The sequence below is a fragment of the Streptomyces sp. ISL-36 genome (assembly GCF_018614205.1).
Lineage (GTDB): Bacteria > Actinomycetota > Actinomycetes > Streptomycetales > Streptomycetaceae > Streptomyces.
This window is the reverse complement of record NZ_JAGGOS010000069.1, coordinates 15,470-37,639: the sequence shown is the minus strand read 5'-3', so window position 1 is coordinate 37,639 and position 22,170 is coordinate 15,470. Positions and strand designations below refer to the sequence as shown.

The window sequence follows — 22,170 nt, the reverse complement described above, 5'->3', positions numbered from 1 at the left end:
GCAGCATGCGCAACGGGCGTTTCGTGCTGCACAACACGCGAGAGGTTAGGGCCGGACCAACGCCCGGACAAGTGGTCTCAACCACTCTGTGACCAGCGGAGGCACCCCGTGCAACGGCCGCACGAACGAAACGGCCCCCGGCACGCGCACCGAAGTACGCGCACCGGGGGCCTCCCCGGGGCAGGACCGTCCTACTTCTTGTCCTTGCCGCCCTTGTCCTTGTCCTTGTCCCCGCCCGGGCCCATGGACTCGTAGATCTCCTTGCACATGGGGCAGACCGGGTACTTCTTGGGGTCGCGCCCCGGTACCCAGACCTTTCCGCACAGTGCCACCACGGGAGTGCCGTCGAGGGCACTCGCCATGATCTTGTCCTTCTGGACGTAATGGGCGTAGCGCTCGTGGTCGCCGTCACCGTGGGACACCTGCGGCGTCGGCTCGACGAGGGTTCCCGTACCTGCCCCGCGCTCGGGCTCGAGAGTGCTCATGAGAACCAAGGGTACTGAAAACCGGACGGCTCAGTTGAGGGAGGGATCGTCCGGGTACGTCGCCACCATCGCCAGGTCGCTCCGCTGCCGGCGCAGGACATCGCGCCACAGCGTTTCCGGGCGGGGGGAGGACACGTCGCCGGGTTCGGACTCGACCACGTACCAGGCTCCGTCGCCCAGCTCCGTCTCCAGCTGGCCGGGGCCCCAGCCCGCGTACCCCGCGAAGATCCGGAGGGAGCCGAGCGCGGGGCCGAGGAGCTCCGGCGGCGTCTCCAGATCCACCAGGCCGATCGCGCCGAACACCCGGCGCCAGCCCAGGGGCCCCTCGTCGCCGGGGATCACCGCGATGCCGAGCGCCGCGTCCAGGGAGACCGGGCCGCCCTGGAAGACCACGCCCGGGTCGCCGGCGAGGTCGGCCCAGGGCGCGAGGATGTCGCCGACCGTGACGGGCGTCGGCCGGTTGAGGACCACGCCGAGCGAGCCCTCGTCGTCGTGGTCGAGGAGCAGGACCACCGCGCGGTCGAAATTCGGGTCGGCCAGGGCGGGCGTGGCGACGAGCAGCCGTCCTGTGAGCGAGGACACCTCGGTCATGCGACACATGATCCCGCATCTTCGGCTTTCGCGGGTGCTGTCCGGTGCAGTCACCCCCAGTCGCGCACCGGCGCAGTTCAGGACGGATGGGCGGAACAATCGGGGGTAGAAGCGGACGGTGACACTCCGCAAGATCATATGAACAGAGGGTGTTGTGCCGAATTCATTACATCTGCGGGGCGCCCTCGGACTGCCGTAAGAGGGGTTCTCCCCCCTTACCCTTTTCCCTGGCCCCCTGCCCGACCTCTCCGGAACGCGAGATTCATGACCGGCACAGACGATGTACTGCTTGTCCACGGCGGAACCCCGCTGGAGGGCGAGATCCGCGTCCGCGGCGCGAAGAACCTCGTGCCCAAGGCGATGGTCGCCGCCCTGCTCGGCAGCGGTCCGAGCCGACTGCGCAATGTGCCCGACATCCGCGACGTGCGCGTGGTGCGCGGACTCCTCCAGCTCCACGGTGTGACCGTCCGCCCCGGCGACGAGCCCGGTGAGCTGGTCCTCGACCCGACGCACGTCGAGTCCGCCAATGTGGCGGACATCGACGCCCACGCGGGTTCGTCGCGCATTCCGATCCTCTTCTGCGGTCCGCTGCTGCACCGCCTCGGCCACGCCTTCATCCCGGGCCTGGGCGGCTGCGACATCGGCGGGCGGCCGATCGACTTCCACTTCGACGTGCTGCGTCAGTTCGGCGCGACGATCGAGAAGCGGGCGGACGGCCAGTACCTGGAGGCCCCGCAGCGGCTGCGCGGCACCAAGATCCGGCTCCCGTACCCCTCGGTCGGCTCGACCGAGCAGGTGCTGCTCACGGCCGTCCTGGCCGAGGGTGTCACCGAGCTCTCGAACGCGGCCGTGGAGCCGGAGATCGAGGACCTGATCTGCGTCCTGCAGAAAATGGGCGCGATCATCTCGATGGACACCGACCGGACGATCCGGATCACCGGTGTCGACCGTCTCGACGGCTACACCCACCGGGCGCTCCCGGACCGCCTGGAGGCGGCCTCCTGGGCGTCGGCGGCGCTGGCGACCGAGGGCAACATCTACGTGCGCGGCGCCCAGCAGCGCTCGATGATGACCTTCCTCAACACCTACCGGAAGGTGGGTGGCGCCTTCGAGATCGACGACGAGGGCATCCGCTTCTGGCACCCGGGCGGTTCGCTCAACGCGATCGCCCTGGAGACGGACGTGCACCCCGGTTTCCAGACCGACTGGCAGCAGCCGCTGGTGGTGGCGCTGACGCAGGCCGCCGGCCTCTCCATCGTCCACGAGACGGTGTACGAGTCCCGGCTGGGCTTCACCTCCGCGCTGAACCAGATGGGTGCCCACATCCAGCTGTACCGCGAGTGCCTGGGCGGCTCGGACTGCCGCTTCGGCCAGCGCAACTTCCTCCACTCCGCGGTCGTCTCCGGCCCGACGAAGCTCCAGGGCGCCGACCTGGTCATCCCGGACCTGCGCGGCGGCTTCTCGTACCTGATCGCGGCGCTCGCGGCGCAGGGGACCTCCCGCGTCCACGGCATCGACCTGATCAACCGCGGCTACGAGAACTTCATGGAGAAGCTCGTCGAGCTCGGCGCGAAGGTCGAGCTCCCCGGCAGCGCTCTGGTCTGAATCGCCGCGCGGCGGGCCCGTCACGACCGGGCCCGCCGCGTAAAGGCCCGCTGCAGGCCCGTACAGAGGCAAACGGAAGGGCGGCCACCCCCTGACAGGGTGGCCGCCCTTTTCGTTGCCTACAGGCTTGCCTACGCGCCCTCGGCGGTACTGCCTACAGGCTTACTTGCCCTTGGCGGCTTCCTTGAGCTTCGAGCCCGCGGAGACCTTCACGCTGTAGCCGGCCGGGATGTTGATCGGGTCGCCGGTCTGCGGGTTACGAGCGGTGCGAGCGGCACGGTGGGTGCGCTCGAAGGTCAGGAAGCCGGGGATGGTGACCTTCTCGTCGCCCTTGGCGACGACCTCACCGACGGTCTCGGCGAGAGCGGCCAGCACGGCGTCGGCGTCCTTGCGGGTCACCTCGGCGCGGTCGGCCAGGGCGGCCACCAGCTCACTGCGGTTCATGTTGTTACTCCCGTGTTCTTCTTGCCTGTGAGGCGTGAGATCGAAGCCGATGCTGCCAGGGCCCTCGGACAGTCCCCGGACCCGGGTCTACTGACAGACCCTCGCGCCCGAATAGGCATCCTGCCCCCACCAGCGGCGGGAACGCCAATCCGGCACCCTCTGGGGTCACACGAAAAGCGCCACGGCCTCTGACGTGGTGACGTTCCGTCGACTCCGCCGAAACTCTTTGGAGCCGAACAGCCACCCTAAAGGCGGGTTTACGGCGCGGCGACTCGCGACGCGCCGTTCACCGGGCGGACGTGGGGCCGGTCACAGCCCCTGACCACCGCTGTCCGCTCCCGCACCGGCGGCCTTCGCGGCGTTGCGGACGGCACCGGCAACGGCGCCCGCCACCTTGTCGTTGAAGACCGAGGGGATGATGTAGTTCGGGTTCAGCTCGTCGTCGGTGACGACCTCGGCGAGGGCCGTGGCGGCCGCCAGCATCATCTCCGTGTTGACGGTGCGGGACTGGGCGTCCAGCAGGCCGCGGAAGACACCGGGGAAGACCAGCACGTTGTTGATCTGGTTGGGGAAGTCCGAGCGGCCGGTGGCCACAACGGCCGCCGTCTGACGGGCGATTGCCGGGTCGACCTCGGGGTCGGGGTTCGCGAGCGCGAACACGATCGCGCCCTCCGCCATGGCGGCGACATCGTCCGCGCCGAGCAGGTTCGGGGCCGAGACGCCGATGAAGACGTCGGCGCCGACCACGGCCTGCTTGAGGGTGCCGGTGACGCCCTCGGGGTTGGTGTTGTCGGCGATCCAGCGCAGCGGCGAGTCCTTGGCGGCCTCGACGAGGTCCTCGCGGCCCGCGTGCACGACGCCGTGGATGTCGGCGACGACGGCGTGCTTGACACCGGCCGCGATGAGCAGCTTGAGGATGGCCGTACCGGCCGCGCCGGCGCCGGACATGACGACGCGTACGTCGCCGATCCCCTTGCCCACCACGCGCAGCGCGTTGGTGAGGGCGGCGAGGACGACGATCGCGGTGCCGTGCTGGTCGTCGTGGAAGACCGGGATGTCGAGGGCCTCGCGCAGCCGGGCCTCGATCTCGAAGCAGCGCGGTGCGGAGATGTCCTCGAGGTTGATGCCCGCGAAGCCGGGGGCGATCGCCTTGACGATGGCGACGATCTCGTCGGTGTCCTGGGTGTCCAGGCAGAGCGGCCAGGCGTCGATGCCGGCGAAGCGCTTGAAGAGGGCCGCCTTGCCCTCCATGACGGGCAGCGCGGCCTTGGGGCCGATGTTGCCGAGGCCGAGGACGGCGGAGCCGTCCGTCACGACTGCGACGGAGTTGCGCTTGATGGTGAGGCGGCGGGCGTCCTCGGGGTTCTCGGCGATCGCCATGCAGACCCGGGCCACGCCCGGGGTGTAGATCATGGAGAGGTCGTCACGGTTGCGGATGGGGTGCTTGGACGCCATCTCGATCTTGCCGCCGAGGTGCATCAGGAACGTACGGTCGGAGACCTTGCCCAGCGTGACGCCCTCGATGCCGCGCAGCTGCTCGACGATCTCGTCGGCGTGCGCGGTGGAGGTCGCGGCGATGGTGACGTCGATCCGGAGCTTCTCGTGGCCGGAGGCGGTCACGTCGAGGCCGGTGACGGAACCGCCGTGGGACTCCACCGCCGTGGTGAGCTGGGAGACCGCGGTCCCGCTCGCGGGAACCTCCAGCCGGACCGTCATCGAGTACGAGACGCTGGGCGCCGTTGCCATGGCCGAGTTCCTCTGCTTTCCCTGAGCTTCGTTGCTACGCCGCCCCGGCTGGTTGCCCGGCGGCGCCCTCCGATGGTCGCACCTACCTGCCGGTAGCAGGTAATGCGGTCATTTTGTTTTCGGAAAGTAGTTTCCACCATACGAGAAACCACAGGGAAACAGAAGAGGCCCGTGATCACCCGGGGGGTGACACGGACCTCTTCTGTATGTACGTACAAGTGGCACCGACCCGCCATGCTCGCCTCGCGGCAAGTGGTCCCTCTGAGGGACGAAGGTTGGGCCCGGGGGCTTGGATCGAGCCGGTGCCACGACAAGGCTAACAAACCACCCTGGTAAGTGATTCCCCCGGCGCGGGTTGACCTGAAATCAGCCTTCGACAGCTCTCGGCCACGCCCCGACCGGCCCTCGGGTCCCTCAGGAGATCGCTCAGTCCCTCAGCAGGTCGGGGACGCCCTGCGCGTCCGGCACGTCCCGGGCGCCCGAGACCACCGTCAGCTGCTGCGTGGCCCTGGTCAGCGCCACGTACAGCACGCGCAGCCCGGCCGGGGACTCGTCCGCGATCTCCGCGGGCGAGACCACCACCGTGGCGTCGTACTCCAGACCCTTGGCCTCCAGGGAGCCGAGCGCCACCACCCGGTCGCCCAGATCGGCCAGCCAGCGGGCGGCCTGCTCGCGCCGGTTCATGGCGACCACGACGCCGACCGTGCCCTCCACCCGTTCGAGCAGCCGGCGCGCCTCGAACCTCACGGTCTCGGCCAGTCCGTCGCCACCCTCCGCAGGCTCCCCCACGGCGACGAACCGCGGCTCGACCCCCGTGGAGCGGACCGCTCTCGGCGACTCCTTGCCGGGCATGGCCAGGGCGAGCACCTTGGCGGCCAGCTCGGCGATCTCGGCCGGGTTGCGGTAGTTGACGGTCAGCTCGAAACGGCGGCGGGGGCGGCTGCCGAGCGCCTCGTCCCGGGCCTCGGCCGCCTCGTCCGGGGTCGACCAGGAGGACTGCGCCGGGTCGCCCACGACCGTCCAGGTGGCGTGCCGGCCGCGCCGGCCGACCATCCGCCACTGCATGGGGGTGAGGTCCTGGGCCTCGTCGACGATGACGTGCGCGTACTCGGTGCGCTCGGCGGCGAGGCGCTCGGCCCGCTCGCGCTGCGTCTCCTCCCGTACGGGCATCAGCTCCTCGAGGCCCGTCAACTGGTCCAGCGGGTCGTACTCCCGCTTCTTGCGGGGCCGGGCCGGGGCGCCGAGGAGGGTGTGGAGCTCGTCGAGGAGCGCCACGTCGTGGACGGACAGGGCGTCGCGGCGCAGGGAGCGGGCGAGACGCCGGACCTCGCCCGGGTTGAGGATGCGGCGGGCCCAGCGGCCGAGGCGCTTCTCGTCGGCCATCGCGGCGAGGACCTGGCGCGGGGTGAGCTCGGGCCACCAGGCGTCGAGGAAGGAGAGGAAGGAGTCCTCGGTGGAGACGTCCTCGTCGAAGGAGGAGCGCAGCTCGGCGGCGAGCTCGGGGTCGCTGTGGCGGCCGACGGCGCCGGACTTGGCGTACAGCGCGTCGAGCAGCAGCCGGCGGGCGCGCGGGCGCAGCAGGTTGACGGGTGCCGAGCCGCCCAGGACGTTGTGGCGGATGCGCTGCAGCTCGTCGGCCTCCAGCTCCAGGCGGCGGCCGAAGGCGACGACCCGGAGGCGGGTGGGGGTGCCGACCGGGGCGACGGGCGCGGCGGAGGTCTCGTCCTCTCCGAAGGGGAGCTGGTCGGCTCCGAAGGGGAGCTGGTCGGCTCCGAAGGAGAGCTGGTCGGCCCGGGCGGGTCGCGGCGCCGGGGTCTCCAGGGCGCCCCTGGCCGCCTTGCGCAGGACGGCGACCATGCGGGAGGAGCCCTTGACCCGGGCCACGGCCGGATCGTCGTACGCCGTGGCCTCCACGCCGTCGACGAGGGAGCCGAGCGCGCGGATGGCGACCTGGCCCTCCTCGCCGAGCGAGGGCAGCACGCCTTCGGTGTACGAGACGAGCAGCGGGGTCGGGGAGACGATGAGGATGCCGCCCGCGTACCGGCGCCGGTCCTGGTAGAGCAGGTAGGCCGCCCGGTGCAGGGCGACGGCGGTCTTGCCGGTGCCCGGGCCGCCCTCGACGTACGTCACGGAGGCGGCGGGCGCGCGGATGACCAGGTCCTGTTCGGCCTGGATGGAGGAGACGATGTCCCGCATGGTGTGGCTGCGGGCCTGGCCGAGCGCGGCCATCAGTGCGCCGTCGCCGATCACCGGCAGCTCGCGCCCGTCGAGGGTCGCCTTCAGCTCGGGGCGCATCAGGTCGTCCTCGACGCCGAGGACCTTGCGGCCCTTGGAGCGGATGACCCGGCGGCGCACCACACGGCCGGGGTCGACCGGGGTGGAGCGGTAGAACGGCGCGGCGGCGGGGGCGCGCCAGTCGATGACCAGCGGCGCGTAGTCGGAGTCGAGGACACCGATCCGGCCGATGTGGAGGGTCTCGCCGATGTCGGCGTACTGCTGGGTGCCGTCGGACCGTACGGCGTCCTCGGCGGGCTCGATGGAGGTGAACGCGCCGTCGGGGCCCTTCTTGCCGTCCTTGCCGTGGAGCAGGTCGATGCGGCCGAAGAGGAAGTCCTCGAATTCGTTGTTGAGCCTGTTGAGGTGGACACCGGCCCGGAAGACCTGGGCGTCCCGTTCGGCGAGCGCACCGGGCGTGCCGACCTGGCCGCGCTGGGCGGCGTCGTTCATCAGGAACTCCGCCTCGTGGATCTTCTCCTCGAGGCGGCGGTAGACCTGATCAAGATGTTCCTGTTCGACACCGATCTCGCGGTCCCGGACCGTATCGACGGCTTCCTGCGCGGCCACCGAGGCCCCCTTCTGATGTGCACTGGGCAGCCGTCGAGCTTATGCCACGCGGAGGCGTATGTCAGGCGTCGACCTCCACCAGGGGTGTGCCGTCGAAGGTCCGGACCTCGAAGTGGTCGATGTCGCCCCGGTCCATGGCCGCTCCGCCGTGGATGTACAGCGGGTTCTTGGCGCTCTCCTGGGTGGCGCCGGGGATGCCGTATCCCCACTTCGGCACGGCCCAGGAGGTGACGACCTCCTCCTCGCCGCTCTTGGAGACGGCGACGAGCCGGCACTTCAGGGGGCCCTTGACGTTCTTCAGCTCCAGGACGGTGTGGGTGCCCCAGCCCTTCTTCTCCAGGCCGACGGTGGCGCTGACCTTGGTGACCGGATCGGTGGCCTCGATCTTCTCCTCCATGTGGTGGAAGAACGAGTCCTCGGCGGGGCTGGTGGGGTGGGGTTCGACGGCCCGGTTCTCCCTCTCGCCGCCGGAGGTGGCGACCACGGCGACGGCCGGGCCGCCGACGACGAGGACGGCGGCGGCCGCGACGAGGGCGAAGGTGCGGCGCCGGGAGCGGGCCCGCCGGGCGCCCACCTCGTCGATGAGCCGGTCGAGGAGCTGGGGCCCTGGTCCGGTTCCGGCCGCGACGGCGGGCTCGGGGGCGCGGGCGGCGGCGCGGGCGGGGGGCACGGGCGGGCGGGGGGCGAAGGCGTCGAAGGCGTCGTCGGAGTAGGGGTCGACGGGGTGGGGGTCGACGGCGTACAGGCCTGAGGCGCTGCCGGTGGGGCGGGGGTCTGGGGCCGGGGTGGGCGCCTCCGCCAGCATGGCCAGCATCGGCTCCATACCGGCGAACTCCTCCACGTGCGCGGCGCACACGTCACAGCTCGCCAGATGAGCCTCGAACGCGGCGGCGTCGGCGGCGTCCAGGACGCCGAGCACGTACGCACCTGCCGCGTCATGTGGCGACGTCATACCGTTACCCCCCTCTCCTCCAGCGCGAGCTTCATCGAACGCAGTGCGTAGAAGACCCGGGAACGCACGGTCCCGGCCGGTATGCCGAGCGTCTCGGCCGCCTCGTTGACCGTACGCCCCTTGAAGTAGGTCTCGACCAACACTTCCCGGTGGGCGGGGGTCAAATCGTCGAGTGCGTCAGAGAGCGTCATCAGCCACAGCGCCTTGTCGATCTCGTCCTCCGCGGGCAGGACCTCGAGCGGTGACGGATCGACCTCCTGCGGCCGGGCCTGCCGGCTTCGGTGGCCGTCGATGACGATGCGCCGGGCGACCGTCACCAGCCAGGGTCGGACAGAGCCGGTCGCCCGGTTGAGCTGACCGGCGTTCTTCCAGGCACGGATGAGCGTCTCCTGTACGACGTCCTCGGCGCGCTGGCGGTCGCCGGCGACGAGGCGCAGTACATAGGCGAGCAGGGGACCGGCGTGTTCGCGGTAGAGAGCACGCATCAACTCCTCGTCGGGGACGGCGGGTCGGAAGCGTGATTCCTCGCTGCGATGCCGGGCCCGATGCGGACGGTCATCGGCCACGGCCGCATCCTTGCGCACCTGCACCTCCCGGTCGAGCCCCTGTGGTCGCCAAGGAGTACGGAGCCGGGGCGGGTTGTGCTCAACGCGGGTGCGAGGAATTTCAGGCGGTCGTCTTTCCGCGCCGGGCTGCCCGATGCCGGGCAACGCGCTCCCGGTTGCCGCAGGCCTCGCTGGAGCACCAGCGGCGCCGGCGGCCGCGGGAGGTGTCGAGGTAGCAGCGGTGGCAGCCGTCGCCCTCGCACCGGCGAAGCAGGGCGCGGGCGGTGGGGTCGGTGAGCAGGTCGACGGCGTCACGGGCGACGGCGGCGAGCAGGGCGCGGCAGTCGGGTTCGTCGTCCAACGCCCGTACGAGCAGACCGCTTTCGGCCCGTACGGCGCGGGGGGCGGGCGGTGCGGAGGCGGCGGCGAGGGCGTTGAGCCGTTCCAGGGCGGGGGCGGCGGTCGCCGGGAGCCCGCCGTCGAGCTGGGCGTCGACCAAGGCGCCGACGCACTCCCGCAGTTCGCGGAAGCGGGCGACCCACCGGGCGTCGAGCGCGCGCAGCGCCGTGGCGTCCGGGACGAGCCCGGTGGTGTGCAGGAAATGGTCGAGCGCTTCGGGGCGGTCGAGCGGCTGGGCGGCCAGGTCCAGGCAGATCCGCCCGGAGTCGAACCGTACGGTCATGCCCCTGTCACCACCTCGCGGTCGGAAGCCGTTCGGGCGCCCGACCAGAGTGCCCCCGAACGGTCTGCGCGGCTAGGGAGCGTCCGGAAAGTATTGCCGTCCGCCCGAAGGGCGGGGCCCGCGGGCCAGGCAAGACTTTCCGGGCACGACCTAGCCCCGGGGCGGTGGGTTGTCGTGAAGGATGCGCTGGAAGAGGTGGTGGTCGCGCCAGGCGCCGTCGATGTGCAGGTATCGGGGCGCGGTGCCGATCCGCTCGAAACCGCTCTTGGCGAGGACGCGCTGCGAGGCGTGGTTGTCGAGGAGCGTGCCGGCCTCGATCCGGTGCAGACCGAGCTCCTCGCGGGCGGCCCGGAAGACCTCCTCGACGAGCCGGGTGGCCAGGCCCCGGCCGGTGTACGCGCCGTCGACCCAGTAGCCGAGGGAGGCGCTGCGGAAGGGCCCGAGGACGATCCCGGAGAGCGTGGCGCAGCCGACGACGAGGTCCCCGTCGACCGCGAACCAGCGCTCGCCTCCGTCCGCGAGCCGCTCCGCCTGTCCCTCGGCGGTGTAGTACCGCTCGGTCCGGTACGGCTCCCAGGGGCGCATGTACTCCCGGTTGCGCACGAGAGCCTCGGCGAGGGCGGGGGCGTCGGCGGGGGTCGCGGGGCGGATGTGGATCACTCTCGTACCGTAGCCCGCCGTGCGCACAGCGGACCAGCGGCCTAGGTGTATTGATCACGGACGTTGTTGACACGGATGGGTCTTGATCATGGCGAAGGCCCCCGTGTGTGGTGGAGGTGTCGAAATCTTCACCGCACGGAGGCCTTCGTGTCCCACCGTAATGCCCGGCTGACTGTCTTCGGGAGACGCCTGCTGGTCGAACGTGTCGTATCGGGCCGTCCGGTCGCTCATGTCGCGGCCGAGATGGGAATCTCGCGGGCAACGGCCCACAAATGGATCCGCCGCTGGCGGGCCGAGGGCGAGGCGGGTCTCGCCGACCGTTCCAGCCGCCCGCTCACGACGCCGCACCGGACCCCGGCCGCCATCGAGGCGCGGGTGTGTGACCTGCGACAGGCCCGCAAGCTCGGGCCGGCCCGGATCGGCCCGATCCTGGGCCTTCCCGCATCCACCGTGCACCGCATCCTGGTCCGGCACGGACTGAACCGCCTGGCCTGGCTCGACCGGCCGACCGGCGAGCCGATCCGCCGCTTTGAGCGCGCCAGGGCCGGCGAACTGGTCCACGTCGACATCAAGAAACTCGGCAACATCCCCAACGGCGGGGGCTGGCGCGTGGTCGGCAGAGAAGCCGGCGAGGTGAACCGCCAGGCGACCACCGGCCAGCGCCGCAGCTGCAAGCCGGTGATCGGTTACAGCTACATCCACTCCGCCGTCGACGACCACTCCCGTCTGGCCTACAGCGAAGTCCTCTCCGACGAGCGCCAGCACACCGCGATCGGCTTCTGGCAGCGGGCGAACGCGTTCTTCCAGGCTCACGGCGTCACCGTCGAGCGGGTGCTGACCGACAACGGCGCCTGCTACAAGTCGAAGCTCTTCACCCAGAACCTCATCGCGGCCGGCATCGTCCACAAGAAGATCCGCCCCTACCGGCCGCAGACGAACGGCAAGGTCGAACGCTTCAACCGCACCCTGCTCGACGAGTGGGCCTACCTACGGCCCTACACCTCGAACACTGAGCGGACCGAAGCCCTGGCAGACTTCCTCCACACCTACAACCACCACCGCTGCCACACCGCACTCAACGGCCAACCACCGATCAGCCGTGTCAACAACGCTGCAGGTCAATACACCTAGGTGTCCGTCCCGTACTTGCTGTCCGCCACCGGGTCCAGGGCCAGCCGGTAGCCCCGCTTCACCACCGTCTGGATCAGCTTCGGCGTGCCGAGCGCCGTGCGGAGCCGGGCCATCGCCGTCTCCACCGCGTGTTCGTCGCGGCCCGCGCCCGGCAGTGCGCGCAGCAGGTCGGCCCGGGAGACGACCCAGCCGGGGCGCCGGGCCAGCGTGTTGATCAGGGCCATTCCGGCCGGCGGCACCGGGTGCAGGCAGCCGTCGACGAGGACCGCGTGGCCGCGGATCTCGACGCGGTGGCCGGCCACCGGGAGCGTACGGGCCCGGGACGGCAGCTCCTGGCAGAGCAGCTGGACCAGCGGCCCGAGCCGGAAGCGCTCGGGCTGGAGGGTGTCGATGCCGTGCGCCTGGAGCGGCAGCGCCGTCACCGGCCCCACGCACAGCGCGAGTACGTCCTGCCGGAGCGCCGCGAGGAGTTCGGGCAGCACGCCCCGGTCCTCGGCCCGGGTCAGCAGTGACGCGGCGGCGGGGGCGCTGGTGAAGGTCACCGCGTCCAGCGTGCCGGTCAGCACCCCGTCGAGGAGCCGGTCGAGCGGGCCGATGTCCTCCGGTGGCATCCACCGGTAGACGGGGACGCCGACGACCTCCGCGCCGCCCTCCTTCAGCGCCTCCACGAACCCCGGCAGCGGCTCCCCGTGCAGCTGCAGTGCGATCCGCCGCCCGGCGACGCCCTCGCCGAGCAGCCGGTCGAGGACCTCGGCCATCGATTCGGAGGAGGGCGACCACGTCTCCTTGAGTCCGGCCGCGCGTACCGCGCCCTTGACCTTGGGGCCGCGGGCGAGGAGCTCGACGCCCCGGAGGCAGTCGAGCAGCTCCTCGCCGTAGCCCCAGCCGTCCGCGGCCTCGACCCAGCCCCGGAAGCCGATCGCCGTGGTGGCGACGACGACATCGGGCGCGTGGTCGATGAGTTCCTTGGTCGCGGCGAGGAGTTCGGTGTCGTCGGCGAGCGGCACGATCCGCAGCGCGGGACCGTGGACGACGGCCGCGCCGCGTCGGCGGAGGAGCGCGCCGAGCTCGTCCGCGCGCCGCGCCGCCGTGACTCCGACGGTGAACCCCGCGAGGGGACCCTGCTCTTGCTCGTACATGGGCACCGAGCCTGCCGGTGAAGCGTGACAGACTCGGTTCGCCCGTATTTCTTGGCCGTTACGGACCACTCCGGATCACACCTCGGCGTAACCGAGCTGCGGCTTCTTGTCCTCCGCCGCCTCCGCGGCCTCCGCCGTGTCCGGGACGGAGGCCGGCCGGCGAAGGTATACCGCCCAGGTCACGACCATGCACGCCGCGTAGAAGACCAGGAAGGCGACGAAGGCCGAGGTGCCGGTACCGGCCGTCTGGAAGGACTGGCGGAAGGCGAGGTTGATGGCGAGGCCGCCGAGCGCGCCCACCGCACCGATCAGCCCCATGGAGGCCCCGGAGAGCCTGCGGCCGTACGCCTCCGCCTCCTCGCCGGAGAGCCCCTTGCGGTGCCCCTGCGCGAGGAAGATCGCGGGGATCATCTTGAACGTGGAGCCGTTGCCGAGGCCGCTGAGGACGAAGAGGCCGATGAAGCCGATGAGGAAGACGGCGAGGGACTCGATGACGGAGGCGTAGACGACGATTCCGGTCGCGAGGGCCATCGCGGCGAAGGTTCCCAGCGTGATGCGGGCGCCGCCGTGCCGGTCGGCGAGCGAGCCGCCCACGGGCCGGATCAGGGAGCCGAGCAGCGGGCCGATGAAGGTGAGCGAGGCGGCCTGCAGCGGGGTGCGGCCGAACTGGGTCTGCAGGACGAGGCCGAAGGCGAAGCTGTAGCCGATGAACGAGCCGAACGTGCCGATGTACAGGAAGGCCATGATCCAGGTGTGCTTGGCCGCCACGGCCTCCTTGACCGCACCGGTGTCGTTCTTGACCGGGGCCAGGTTGTCCATGAAGAGCGCGGAGCACGCGGCGGCGATCACGATCAGCGGCAGGTAGACACCGAGGACGATCCGCGGGTGCAGGGCGCCGGCGGTGCCGATGACGAGCAGTCCGACGAGCTGGACGACGGGGACGCCGATGTTGCCGCCGCCCGCGTTGAGACCGAGCGCCCAGCCCTTCTTCCGCAGCGGGAAGAAGGCGTTGATGTTGGTCATGGAGGAGGCGAAGTTGCCGCCGCCGACGCCGGTGAGGGCGGCCACCAGGAGGAAGGTGCCGTACGAGGTGCCCGGCTCCATCACGGCGTAGGCGAAGCCGGTCGGCAGGAGGAGCAGCAGCGCGCTGAAGACGGTCCAGTTCCGGCCGCCGAACCGGGCGACGGCGAAGGTGTACGGGATGCGGATGAGCGCGCCGACGAACGTGGCGGTCGCGATCAGGAAGAACTTTCCGGCGGGGTCGACGCCGTACTGCGGTCCCATGAACAGGACCATGACCGACCACAGGCTCCAGATGGAGAAGCCGATGTGCTCGGAGAGGACGGAGAAGGCGAGATTGCGCCGGGCGATCCGCTCCCCTTTCTCACGCCAGAAGGTCTCGTCCTCCGGCTCCCACCGTTCGATCCACCGGCCGCCCATCACGTACCTCCACGGTGTCGGGTCCCGAGCGTCCAGATGCTCTGGACCTCTTGGCGTCAGACGCTAGGCAGGCCGCGTTTCAGAGCGGTGGCGGGAGGTGACGGGTACGGAACCTTGCTCTCACCCGGCGCGGACACCGGGTGTGAGCGCCCCCGTCCACAAGCCCCCGCCCACAAGCCCCCGCCCACGAGCCCCCGGCCCCGGCCCCGGCCCCGGGGGAAACGTCACGCGGCCGCCGTCGGCGGCACCCCCGGCTCGCCCTCCGGGAGCCATGCGTCCTTCGGGCGCTCCAGCCAGCCCTCGCGGGCGCCGATCTCCGTGGCCGCCGCCCGCAGCGCGTCCAGGCCCGGGTGGCGCAGGCCCTTGCGCCAGACCAGGCTGACCGGCGAGAGCGGCACGGGGTCGACGAGGGGGCGCAGCACGCTGCCCGGCATGGGCGGGAAGTCGACGACGGCGAGGACGGGGGTGCGGAGTTTGGCCATGATCCGCTGGAACTCCTCCTTCCCCACCGCCATCGGCGCCGGCGGCGCGATCGCGATGCCCCGCCCCGCGAAGAGGCGGGCGGCCAGACCGGTCCACTCGGGCGTGCGGTCGTTGCCGGCGCCCGCGTAGACGCTCTCCCCGGCGAGCGCGGCCAGCGGGACGGTCTCCCGCTCGGCCAGCGGATGGTCCGCGGGCAGCACGACCGCCATCGGCTCGTACCGGACGAACTGCGAGGCGAGCCGGGCCCGCGTGGCCGGTTCCAGCCCCCCGTACCGGCCGAAGGAGACATCGAGCCGCCCGGCGAGGATCTGCGCCGCGGCGCCGGTCAGGCCGCTCTCGTAGCGGGCCATGAGCTCCTGTTCCGGGGCGAGTTCGCGCGCCCGCTCCAGGACGCGGCTGTGGGCCAGGCCGGGGCTGTTGACGTCGACGAGCAGGGCGCGGGAGCCGGGACGGAAGGCGTCGGCGAGCTCGTCGCAGGCGGCCAGCACCCTCCGGGCGTACGGGAGGAGCCGCTCGCCGTCCGGGGTGAGGGAGACCTGCCGGGTGGTCCGTACGAACAGCTCCGCGCCCAGCTCGCGCTCCAGGCGGCGGATGTCGCGGCTGAGCGCCTGCTGCGCGACGTACAGGCGGGCGGCCGCCCGGGTGAAGTGCAGCTCGTCGGCGACGGAGACGAAGGCCCGCAGGAGCCGTGGTTCGATGTCGTGCGCATACGGGGAAGAGACCACCCCGCATTTAACAACACAGGCCGGTGAATGGCCACGGAGCAGGTGTTGGACCGCCCGAGGCCTGTGCCGCGAGGCTTCTCGCATGCCGCACCACGACCTCACCCTCACCCCCGCGGGCCCCGCGTTCACACCCCGCTACCGGGACCGGCCCCTGCCGCCCGTCCGGCGGCGCAACCCCTACGTCCGGCTCCTGGCGACGCCGGGCGCCCGCGCCTTCACCCTGGGCAATCTGATCGCCCGCCTCCCCATGGGGATGTTCAGCGTCAGCGCGGTGATCATGATCGCCGGGTCGTACGGCTCGTACGCGCTGGCGGGCGCGGTCACCGCGACCGGGCTCGCGGCCACCGCCGTCGTCGCGCCGTGGACGGCGCGGCTCGTCGACCGGTACGGGCAGGCCCGGATCGCGGTGCCCGCCACGGCGCTGGCCACGCTCGGCTCCCTCGCCCTGCTGCTGTGCGTGCACTTCGAGGCACCGGTCTGGAGCCTGTTCCTCGCCTACGCGGCGACCGCCACCACGCCCAACACGGGAGGCATGTCCCGCGCCCGCTGGGCCCACCTCCACCGGGGCGACCCGGCGTCCCTCCACACGGCCAACGCCTTCGAGCAGGCCGCCGACGAGCTGTGCTTCATGCTGGGCCCGGTGCTGGCCGCCTTCCTCTGCTCGGCGCTGTTCCCCGAGGCGGGCACGCTGGTCGGTGCGGTCCTGCTGCTCACGGGGGTCCTGATCTTCGCGGCCCAGCGGGCCACGGAGCCACCGGTCGCCCCCCGCTCCGCCGCCGCCTCCGGCTCCCTGCTCCGGGCGCCCGGTACGGCATCCCTGCTCGGCGTCTTCCTCGCCATGGGCGCGGTCTTCGGCGCGATGGAGATCGTCACGCTGGCGCACGTGGACGGCCCGCTCGCCGGTCCCGTCCTCGCCCTGCAGGCCGCGGGTTCCTGCGCGGCCGGCCTGGTCTACGGCCGCGCGGGCCGCTCGGCGGGGCTGCGCACCTGCCTGGCGGCGATGACCTGCCTGATGACGCTGCCCTTCCTCGGCGCCTGGACCGGCTCCCTGGCCGCGCTGGCGGGCGGCCTGCTGGCGGCGGGCATGGCGACCGCGCCGACGATGGTCACGGGCATGACCCTGGTCCAGCGCCTGACGCCGCCCGGCCGGCTCAACGAGGGCATGACCCTCGCCGTGACCGCTCTCCTCGGCGGCGTCGCGGCCGGCTCGGCCCTCGGCGGCTGGACGGTCGAGCACGCCCCGACGACGACGTACGCCTTCCTGACCCCGACCGTCGCGGCGGCCCTGGCGCTCACGCTGTGCGTGGCGACGACCGGCATGACAAAGGCCCGGCGGTCGTCGTGACGACTGCCGGGCCTCGGCCCACATGGGATGAGGTGTCCGGGCGGGGTGACCCACTCGGACGCTCGGTGGAGATGGCGGGAATCGAACCCGCGTCCAACGGTGCAGAATCAGGGCTTCTCCGTGTGCAGTCCGCTAGGAGTTTCTCAGCCCCGGAGATCACGCGGACAAGTCTCCGACGGGCTCAGTCACTGTTTGATTTCCCTCAGGCCCCCGTGACCGGGGCTAGAGGTTTAGATCCCTTGATGACGCCAGGATCCGGGTCGGGACCACCCCCGGGCTGACGCTCCTCACAGAGGCTTCTACTCGTTACCTAAAATTAGGCAGCGAGGGCGAAGCGGGAGTTATCGCTCTTGGAGTTGGCGATTATTGGTTGCGACATATGGTTTACGAGATCATTGCCGCTTCCTCGACACGCTTCCCCTGCTTCGACATCCGCTGTCGAAACCGATCATCCCCATGTTGATTTTTCAATGCGCGCACCCGCTGTGAGGTGCGTGCCCCATCGTACGTGACCAACGCGCGCCGTCGCCAGCGTATTCCCGCGGGCCGCAGCGGCCGGGCCGCCGGCTCAGTCCTGCGTGGCCCCGGCGTCAGGCCTGCGCGGCCCGCTGGCGCCGCTTCGCCGCCGCGATCGCGCGGTTGGTCTCCCGCGTGTCCTGCTTCTCGCGGAGAGTCTGCCGCTTGTCGTACTCCTTCTTGCCCTTGGCGAGCGCGATCTCGACCTTGACCCGGCCGTTGAGGAAGTACAGCGCGAGGGGCACGATCGTGTGTCCCGTCTCCTGCGACTTCGACTCCAGCTTGTCGATCTCCTCGCGGTGCAGCAGCAGCTTGCGCTTCCGCTTCGCGGCGTGGTTGGTCCAGCTCCCCTGGAAGTACTCGGGGACATGGATGTTGTGCAGCCACGCCTCGTTCCGGTCGATCTGGACGAAGCCGTCGACCAGCGACGCCCGGCCCATCCTGAGTGACTTCACCTCGGTGCCCATGAGCACGAGCCCGCACTCGTAGGTGTCGATGATGTGGTAGTCGTGCCGCGCCTTCTTGTTCTGCGCGATGAGCTTGCGCTCCGGCTCCTTGTCCTTCTTCGCCGCCGGCTTGCCCTGTACGTTGACCAGTCCCTTTGCCATAGTGCGGCCATTTTCGCACTACGAGCCCCCTCCGAGGCCACTCAATACCGTTCTCGCCCGTTCCTCGGCCCGTTCGCCGCCGGCGTCGCCGACGGTCAGGTCCGGGGTGATGCCGCGGCCGTCGACGCCGTGCCCGGCGGGGGTGCGGTAGTGGCCGACGGTCAGCTCGGCGACGGAACCGTCGGGCAGGGTGCTCGGCATCTGCACCGCGCCCTTGCCGAAGGTCCGCGAACCGACGGTGATCGCCCGGCCGCGGTCCTGGAGGGCGCCGGTCAGGAGCTCGGCCGCGCTCATCGTGCCGCCGTCGACCAGCGCCACCACGGGCCGGACGGTGTCCCCGCCTCTCTGGGCGTACACCGCGCGCTGCTCGCCGTCGACGTCGTACGTGGCGACCAGGCCGCCGTCGAGGAAGGCGGAGGCGGCGACGGCGGCCTCGGTGACCAGGCCTCCGGCGTTGCCCCGCAGGTCCAGCAGGACTCCCGAGCCGGCCGGGGCGCTGCGTACCGCCGCCCGTACCCGTTCGCCCGCACCCTTGGTGAAGGCGGACACCTTGATCAGCACCGTCCCGTCGTCGAGGCGGCGCACGATGACGTCCTCGGTGGACAGCCGGGCCCGGCTCAGGGTCTCGGTCCAGGCGGAGCGGCCGCGCTCCACGCCGAGCACGACGGTGGTGCCGGGGACGCCGTCGCCGCGCAGCAGGGAGACGGCCTCGGAGACCGAGAGGCCGCCGACGGGGCGCCCGTCGACGGTGACGAGGCGGTCGCCGGCGCGCAGTCCGGCGCGGGCGGCGGGACCACCGGCCCGGACACGGCTGATCTCGACCCGCCCCGGGCCGGCCTTGCGCGCGGAGAGCCCGACGCCGGTGTACGAGCCGTCGAGGGCCTGCTCGAACTCCTCGTACTCCGCCTGGTCGTACACCGCGCCCCAGCGGTCGCCGCTGCGGCTGACGAACTCCTCGGCGGCCTTCTTGCCGGACTTCCCGTCCGCCATCGCCTCGGCGGCGGCGCGGGCGAGGGCGGTCCGGTCGACGGTCGCCCGCGAGGGCGTGGCCCGTACGGTCTTCACGGCGTCCGGCTCCTGCCGGGGCAGCGATCCGGTGGCGGCGGCGGTGGCGAGCACCCCGGCGAAGACCAACGTCAGAGCGGCCCCACGGAGGACTCCGCGGGGCCGGAGACAGTGGTCGGGACGCAGCCCGGGGCCGGCCGGCATGGCGCCCACTCTAGGACAAGCGAAAGGCGCCGTACGGTGGTTGACCGTACGGCGCCCCGCTCACTCACGCGTCGCTTGTCACACCTTGAGGTACTTGCGCAGCGCCACGAAAGCGGCCAGGGCGGGCATCAGCAGCCCGATGGCGATGACGAGCGGCAGCTTGGCGAGAACGGCGTCCCAGCCGATGAAGTTGACGAGCTGCATCTTGTCGGCGAGCGCGATGCCGTGGTCGATCAGGAAGTACCGGCCGACCAGCAGCATGATGCAGGCGACGGCGCCGCCGAGGAGTCCGGCGAAGGCGGCCTCCATGATGAACGGCATCTGGATGTAGAAGCTGGAGGCGCCGACCAGCCGCATGATGCCGGTCTCACGCCGTCGGCTGAAGGCGGAGACGCGCACCGTGTTGACGATCAGCATGAGCGCGATGACCAGCATCAGTCCCATGACGCCGAGCGCGGCGATGTTCATGCCGTTCATCAGGTCGAAGAGGTTCTGCAGGATGTTGCGCTGGTCCTGGACGGACTCGACCCCGTCCCGGCCGGCGAAGGCGGTGGCGACGACCTTGTACTTCTCCGGGTCGTGCAGCTTGACCCGGAACGACTCCTGCATCTGGTCCGGCGTGATGACGGAGGCGATGGCGGTGTCGCTGTACTGCTCCTTGTAGTGCTTGTACGCCTCGTCGGTGGATTCGTGGATGACCGTGTCCACGATGTCCATCTTCTTCAGATCGGCCTCGATCTGCTCCTTCTGCTGGGCCGTCACCGCGCCCTTGGCGCACTTGGTGGAGGTGGCCGCGTCGTTCTTGTTGCAGAGGAAGATGGAGACGTTGACCTTGTCGTACCAGTAGTCCTTCATCGTGCTGACCTGCTCGCGCATGAGCAGCGCGCCGCCGAAGAGGGCGAGCGAGAGGGCTACGGAGACGATGACGGCGAAGGTCATCGTGAGATTGCGCCGAAGACCGACACCGATCTCGGAGAGCACGAACTGAGCGCGCATGGGTTCTGCCTTCTCCTACTGACTGATGGCTACGGGCTCAGTGCTGGTATCCGTAGACGCCGCGCGCCTGGTCACGGACGAGACGGCCCTTTTCGAGCTCGATGACGCGCTTGCGCATCTGGTCGACGATGTTCTGGTCGTGCGTCGCCATGACGACGGTGGTCCCTGTCCTGTTGATGCGGTCGAGCAGCTTCATGATGCCGACGGAGGTCTGCGGGTCGAGGTTGCCGGTGGGCTCGTCGGCGATCAGCAGCATGGGCCGGTTGACGAAGGCGCGGGCGATGGCGACGCGCTGCTGCTCACCACCGGACAGCTCGCCCGGCATGCGGTCCTCCTTGCCGCCGAGGCCGACGAGGTCGAGGACCTGGGGCACGGCCTTGCGGATCTCGCCGCGGGGCTTGCCGATGACCTCCTGGGCGAAGGCCACGTTCTCGGCGACGGTCTTGTTGGGCAGCAGGCGGAAGTCCTGGAAGACCGTCCCCAGCTGGCGGCGCATGTGCGGCACCTTCCAGTTGGACAGCCGGGCCAGGTCCTTGCCGAGGACGTGCACCTGGCCGTGGCTGCAGCGCTCCTCGCGCAGGATCAGCCGAAGGAAAGTCGACTTTCCGGAGCCTGAGGAACCGACGAGGAAGACGAACTCCCCCTTCTCGATCTCCAGGGACACGTCCCGCAGGGCGGGGCGGTTCTGCTTCGGATAGGACTTGGAGACGTTGTCGAATCGGATCACGGATGCACCACGGTCGGCCGGGAGTAGGTGTGCGCGACCTTACGCGACCGGGGATGGCCCGCGCAGTCGCGGTCCGGGCTTGCGTGCTTTATCCTTTTCGTCCTTTCGGGCGGAACGGGTGCAATCCGACGGGGCGCGCCGAAACGCTCCGGAGCTGGCACAGTGGTAGGGGGAACGCCCGGGTGCCGCCGAGCGTTGAGCCGGTGTGGATCCCCGTGCGGGAGAGGAGAGCGCATGACCTACGACCGATTGGTGTGCGCCAATTGCGCGGCCCCCGTCGCAGAGGGCCGCTGCCGCGTCTGCCGCGCGAACCGGGAACGCCTGGACCCGTCGACGGGCCTGACTCCGGCGAAGCTGCTGACTCTGATCGTCGCTCTGGTGGTGGCGGTGGCGCTGCTCGCGGCGCTGCAGACCACCTAGCGAGACGTATGTACGGGCCGGAAAGGGCCTGTAGGCCGACGAAGGGCCGGGGGAAGTCCCCCGGCCCTTCGTCGTTGCGTCACATGCCTCAGACGGCGGTACGTCCACCGGCGACAAGGCGCGGAAGCATCCGGAAGCCGATGCCACCGGCGATCATCGTGGCGGCACCGATGATCAGGAACGAGGTCTCGGCGGCGCCGGTCTCGGCCAGCTCCTCCTTGGCCTTGCCCTGCTCGACGGGGGTCGAGCCGCCGTTGTTGGTGTCGGGGTTGTTGTCGACACACTCGGCACCGTCGAGGTCGACGGTGCAGGTGCCCGGGCCCTCGGTGGAGTCGTCACCCGGCGTGGTCGGGCTGGTCGTCGGCCCGTCCGTGGGCTCCGTCGTCGGCGGCGTGGTGGGCTCCGTCGTCGGCGGGGTCGTGGGCGTCGTCGTCGGCGGGGTCGTCGGCGGCGTGGTGGGCGGCGTCGTCGGCGGGGTCGTCGGCGGGACGGTCGGCGGAATCGTCGGCGGCACGGTCGGCGGCACAGTCGGCGGCGTGGTGGGCTCCGTCGTCGGCGGCACGGTCGGCGGAGTCGTCGGCGGCACCTCGCAGCCGGGCTCGCCCGGAATGCAGGTCGGGTCCGCGTCCGGCAGCTCGACATCGAAACCGATGGTCAGCTCGCCACCGACGGCCTGAGCGGCGCCCGCCGCGGTGAGCGACGCGCCGGCGGCAATCACGGCACCGGCGGCTATCCGCGCGATACGAACGCGCGTCTTCTTGGTCATCTGGCTGCTACCCCCAGTAGCTCATCTCGTCATGGAGCAGCGCTCGGGGGCTCGGACACTGGGGTGCGGTCACTCTCACTGACCCGGCCCCCGTTCACACGCGCCCCAGAG

General features: G+C 71.0%; 21 protein-coding genes and 1 other RNA gene. 4 read left to right on the top strand and 18 right to left on the bottom strand.

Annotated elements, in window-relative coordinates:
- Positions 1 to 191 precede the first annotated feature (191 nt).
- Together J7E93_RS19145 and J7E93_RS19140 are read right to left on the bottom strand one after the other, a co-directional pair.
- Positions 192 to 485: a DUF3039 domain-containing protein gene (locus J7E93_RS19145; RefSeq protein WP_215071080.1), complete on the bottom strand. Its 294-nt coding sequence runs from the start codon at positions 483 to 485 to the stop codon at positions 192 to 194.
- 30 nt (positions 486 to 515) lie between these two features.
- Positions 516 to 1,076, bottom strand: coding sequence for a YqgE/AlgH family protein (locus tag J7E93_RS19140; RefSeq protein ID WP_215071078.1), 561 nt, complete (start codon positions 1,074 to 1,076; stop codon positions 516 to 518).
- 264 nt (positions 1,077 to 1,340) lie between these two features.
- Here J7E93_RS19140 and murA point away from each other — a divergent pair, with 264 nt between their 5' ends.
- Complete coding sequence (gene murA / locus J7E93_RS19135) at positions 1,341 to 2,681, top strand: UDP-N-acetylglucosamine 1-carboxyvinyltransferase (RefSeq protein WP_215071076.1); 1,341 nt, start codon at positions 1,341 to 1,343, stop codon at positions 2,679 to 2,681.
- 162 nt (positions 2,682 to 2,843) lie between these two features.
- Here murA and J7E93_RS19130 read toward each other — a convergent pair whose 3' ends face one another.
- The 7 genes from J7E93_RS19130 to J7E93_RS19100 all read right to left on the bottom strand — a co-directional run bounded on the left by J7E93_RS19130 (position 2,844) and on the right by J7E93_RS19100 (position 10,554).
- Positions 2,844 to 3,125: an HU family DNA-binding protein gene (locus J7E93_RS19130; protein WP_017237029.1), complete on the bottom strand. Its 282-nt coding sequence runs from the start codon at positions 3,123 to 3,125 to the stop codon at positions 2,844 to 2,846.
- A gap of 309 nt (positions 3,126 to 3,434) precedes the next feature.
- Complete coding sequence (locus tag J7E93_RS19125; protein WP_215071074.1) at positions 3,435 to 4,871, bottom strand: NAD-dependent malic enzyme; 1,437 nt, start codon at positions 4,869 to 4,871, stop codon at positions 3,435 to 3,437.
- 426 nt (positions 4,872 to 5,297) lie between these two features.
- Entirely contained in the window at positions 5,298 to 7,715 is a 2,418-nt protein-coding gene (locus J7E93_RS19120; protein ID WP_215071072.1) for a UvrD-helicase domain-containing protein, read from the bottom strand.
- Positions 7,716 to 7,776: 61 nt separating this feature from the next.
- Entirely contained in the window at positions 7,777 to 8,667 is an 891-nt protein-coding gene (locus tag J7E93_RS19115) for an anti-sigma factor (protein WP_215071070.1), read from the bottom strand.
- Positions 8,664 to 9,257 carry a sigma-70 family RNA polymerase sigma factor gene (locus J7E93_RS19110; RefSeq protein WP_215071116.1) on the bottom strand — a complete coding sequence of 198 codons (594 nt, stop codon included), beginning with the start codon at positions 9,255 to 9,257 and terminating at the stop codon, positions 8,664 to 8,666. The genes J7E93_RS19115 and J7E93_RS19110 overlap by 4 nt, the downstream gene beginning before the upstream one ends.
- Positions 9,258 to 9,333: 76 nt before the next feature.
- Complete coding sequence (locus J7E93_RS19105; RefSeq protein ID WP_215071068.1) at positions 9,334 to 9,894, bottom strand: ABATE domain-containing protein; 561 nt, start codon at positions 9,892 to 9,894, stop codon at positions 9,334 to 9,336.
- A gap of 150 nt (positions 9,895 to 10,044) precedes the next feature.
- Positions 10,045 to 10,554, bottom strand: coding sequence for a GNAT family protein (locus J7E93_RS19100; RefSeq protein ID WP_308368719.1), 510 nt, complete (start codon positions 10,552 to 10,554; stop codon positions 10,045 to 10,047).
- Between the two features lie 147 nt (positions 10,555 to 10,701).
- Between J7E93_RS19100 and J7E93_RS19095 the strand changes: the two genes are divergently transcribed.
- Positions 10,702 to 11,685 carry an IS481 family transposase gene (locus J7E93_RS19095; protein WP_215071064.1) on the top strand — a complete coding sequence of 328 codons (984 nt, stop codon included), beginning with the start codon at positions 10,702 to 10,704 and terminating at the stop codon, positions 11,683 to 11,685.
- On the opposite strand, the gene J7E93_RS19090 is transcribed toward J7E93_RS19095, so the two are convergent.
- The 3 genes from J7E93_RS19090 to J7E93_RS19080 all read right to left on the bottom strand — a co-directional run bounded on the left by J7E93_RS19090 (position 11,682) and on the right by J7E93_RS19080 (position 15,472).
- Positions 11,682 to 12,824 carry a uroporphyrinogen-III synthase gene (locus tag J7E93_RS19090; RefSeq protein ID WP_215071062.1) on the bottom strand — a complete coding sequence of 381 codons (1,143 nt, stop codon included), beginning with the start codon at positions 12,822 to 12,824 and terminating at the stop codon, positions 11,682 to 11,684. The two genes, J7E93_RS19095 and J7E93_RS19090, sit on opposite strands and share 4 nt — an antisense overlap.
- Positions 12,825 to 12,899: 75 nt before the next feature.
- Positions 12,900 to 14,264: a NarK/NasA family nitrate transporter gene (locus J7E93_RS19085; protein ID WP_215071060.1), complete on the bottom strand. Its 1,365-nt coding sequence runs from the start codon at positions 14,262 to 14,264 to the stop codon at positions 12,900 to 12,902.
- A 224-nt stretch (positions 14,265 to 14,488) separates the two neighbouring features.
- Positions 14,489 to 15,472: a LysR family transcriptional regulator gene (locus tag J7E93_RS19080; RefSeq protein ID WP_308368718.1), complete on the bottom strand. Its 984-nt coding sequence runs from the start codon at positions 15,470 to 15,472 to the stop codon at positions 14,489 to 14,491.
- An 82-nt stretch (positions 15,473 to 15,554) separates the two neighbouring features.
- On the opposite strand from J7E93_RS19080, the gene J7E93_RS19075 reads away from it, so the two are divergent.
- A complete protein-coding gene (locus J7E93_RS19075) occupies positions 15,555 to 16,817 on the top strand; it encodes an MFS transporter (RefSeq protein ID WP_251066760.1) in 1,263 nt (420 codons plus the stop codon).
- 63 nt (positions 16,818 to 16,880) lie between these two features.
- Here the strand turns inward: J7E93_RS19075 and ssrA are convergent.
- The 5 genes from ssrA to ftsE form a co-directional block, all read right to left on the bottom strand.
- Positions 16,881 to 17,273, bottom strand: a transfer-messenger RNA (tmRNA) gene (ssrA, locus tag J7E93_RS19070).
- 134 nt (positions 17,274 to 17,407) lie between these two features.
- A complete protein-coding gene (smpB, locus tag J7E93_RS19065) occupies positions 17,408 to 17,941 on the bottom strand; it encodes an SsrA-binding protein SmpB (protein ID WP_251066759.1) in 534 nt (177 codons plus the stop codon).
- 18 nt (positions 17,942 to 17,959) lie between these two features.
- Complete coding sequence (locus J7E93_RS19060; RefSeq protein WP_215071056.1) at positions 17,960 to 19,150, bottom strand: S41 family peptidase; 1,191 nt, start codon at positions 19,148 to 19,150, stop codon at positions 17,960 to 17,962.
- 78 nt (positions 19,151 to 19,228) lie between these two features.
- The gene (gene ftsX / locus J7E93_RS19055; RefSeq protein WP_215071054.1) at positions 19,229 to 20,146 is read right to left on the bottom strand and encodes a permease-like cell division protein FtsX; all 918 of its coding nucleotides are present in this window, start codon (positions 20,144 to 20,146) and stop codon (positions 19,229 to 19,231) included.
- A gap of 37 nt (positions 20,147 to 20,183) precedes the next feature.
- Positions 20,184 to 20,873 (bottom strand): cell division ATP-binding protein FtsE, encoded by a 690-nt coding sequence (ftsE, locus tag J7E93_RS19050; RefSeq protein ID WP_215071052.1) that lies wholly within the window; start codon positions 20,871 to 20,873, stop codon positions 20,184 to 20,186.
- Between the two features lie 234 nt (positions 20,874 to 21,107).
- Between ftsE and J7E93_RS19045 the strand changes: the two genes are divergently transcribed.
- Positions 21,108 to 21,293: a hypothetical protein gene (locus tag J7E93_RS19045; RefSeq protein WP_215071050.1), complete on the top strand. Its 186-nt coding sequence runs from the start codon at positions 21,108 to 21,110 to the stop codon at positions 21,291 to 21,293.
- An 88-nt stretch (positions 21,294 to 21,381) separates the two neighbouring features.
- Here the strand turns inward: J7E93_RS19045 and J7E93_RS19040 are convergent, their stop codons facing one another.
- Entirely contained in the window at positions 21,382 to 22,059 is a 678-nt protein-coding gene (locus J7E93_RS19040) for an LPXTG cell wall anchor domain-containing protein (protein WP_215071048.1), read from the bottom strand.
- Between the last annotated feature and the right edge of the window lie 111 nt (positions 22,060 to 22,170).

What these genes read in the sequence shown, in the direction of transcription:
- J7E93_RS19145 (WP_215071080.1), bottom strand. Translation starts at nt 485, where the DNA reads ATGAGCACTCTCGAGCCCGAGCGCGGGGCAGGTACGGGAACCCTCGTC.
- J7E93_RS19140 (WP_215071078.1), bottom strand. Translation starts at nt 1,076, where the DNA reads ATGACCGAGGTGTCCTCGCTCACAGGACGGCTGCTCGTCGCCACGCCC.
- murA (WP_215071076.1), top strand. Translation starts at nt 1,341, where the DNA reads ATGACCGGCACAGACGATGTACTGCTTGTCCACGGCGGAACCCCGCTG.
- J7E93_RS19130 (WP_017237029.1), bottom strand. Translation starts at nt 3,125, where the DNA reads ATGAACCGCAGTGAGCTGGTGGCCGCCCTGGCCGACCGCGCCGAGGTG.
- J7E93_RS19125 (WP_215071074.1), bottom strand. Translation starts at nt 4,871, where the DNA reads ATGGCAACGGCGCCCAGCGTCTCGTACTCGATGACGGTCCGGCTGGAG.
- J7E93_RS19115 (WP_215071070.1), bottom strand. Translation starts at nt 8,667, where the DNA reads ATGACGTCGCCACATGACGCGGCAGGTGCGTACGTGCTCGGCGTCCTG.
- J7E93_RS19105 (WP_215071068.1), bottom strand. Translation starts at nt 9,894, where the DNA reads ATGACCGTACGGTTCGACTCCGGGCGGATCTGCCTGGACCTGGCCGCC.
- J7E93_RS19090 (WP_215071062.1), bottom strand. Translation starts at nt 12,824, where the DNA reads ATGTACGAGCAAGAGCAGGGTCCCCTCGCGGGGTTCACCGTCGGAGTC.
- J7E93_RS19085 (WP_215071060.1), bottom strand. Translation starts at nt 14,264, where the DNA reads ATGGGCGGCCGGTGGATCGAACGGTGGGAGCCGGAGGACGAGACCTTC.
- J7E93_RS19075 (WP_251066760.1), top strand. Translation starts at nt 15,555, where the DNA reads ATGCCGCACCACGACCTCACCCTCACCCCCGCGGGCCCCGCGTTCACA.
- smpB (WP_251066759.1), bottom strand. Translation starts at nt 17,941, where the DNA reads ATGGCAAAGGGACTGGTCAACGTACAGGGCAAGCCGGCGGCGAAGAAG.
- J7E93_RS19060 (WP_215071056.1), bottom strand. Translation starts at nt 19,150, where the DNA reads ATGCCGGCCGGCCCCGGGCTGCGTCCCGACCACTGTCTCCGGCCCCGC.
- ftsX (WP_215071054.1), bottom strand. Translation starts at nt 20,146, where the DNA reads ATGCGCGCTCAGTTCGTGCTCTCCGAGATCGGTGTCGGTCTTCGGCGC.
- J7E93_RS19045 (WP_215071050.1), top strand. Translation starts at nt 21,108, where the DNA reads ATGACCTACGACCGATTGGTGTGCGCCAATTGCGCGGCCCCCGTCGCA.
- J7E93_RS19040 (WP_215071048.1), bottom strand. Translation starts at nt 22,059, where the DNA reads ATGACCAAGAAGACGCGCGTTCGTATCGCGCGGATAGCCGCCGGTGCC.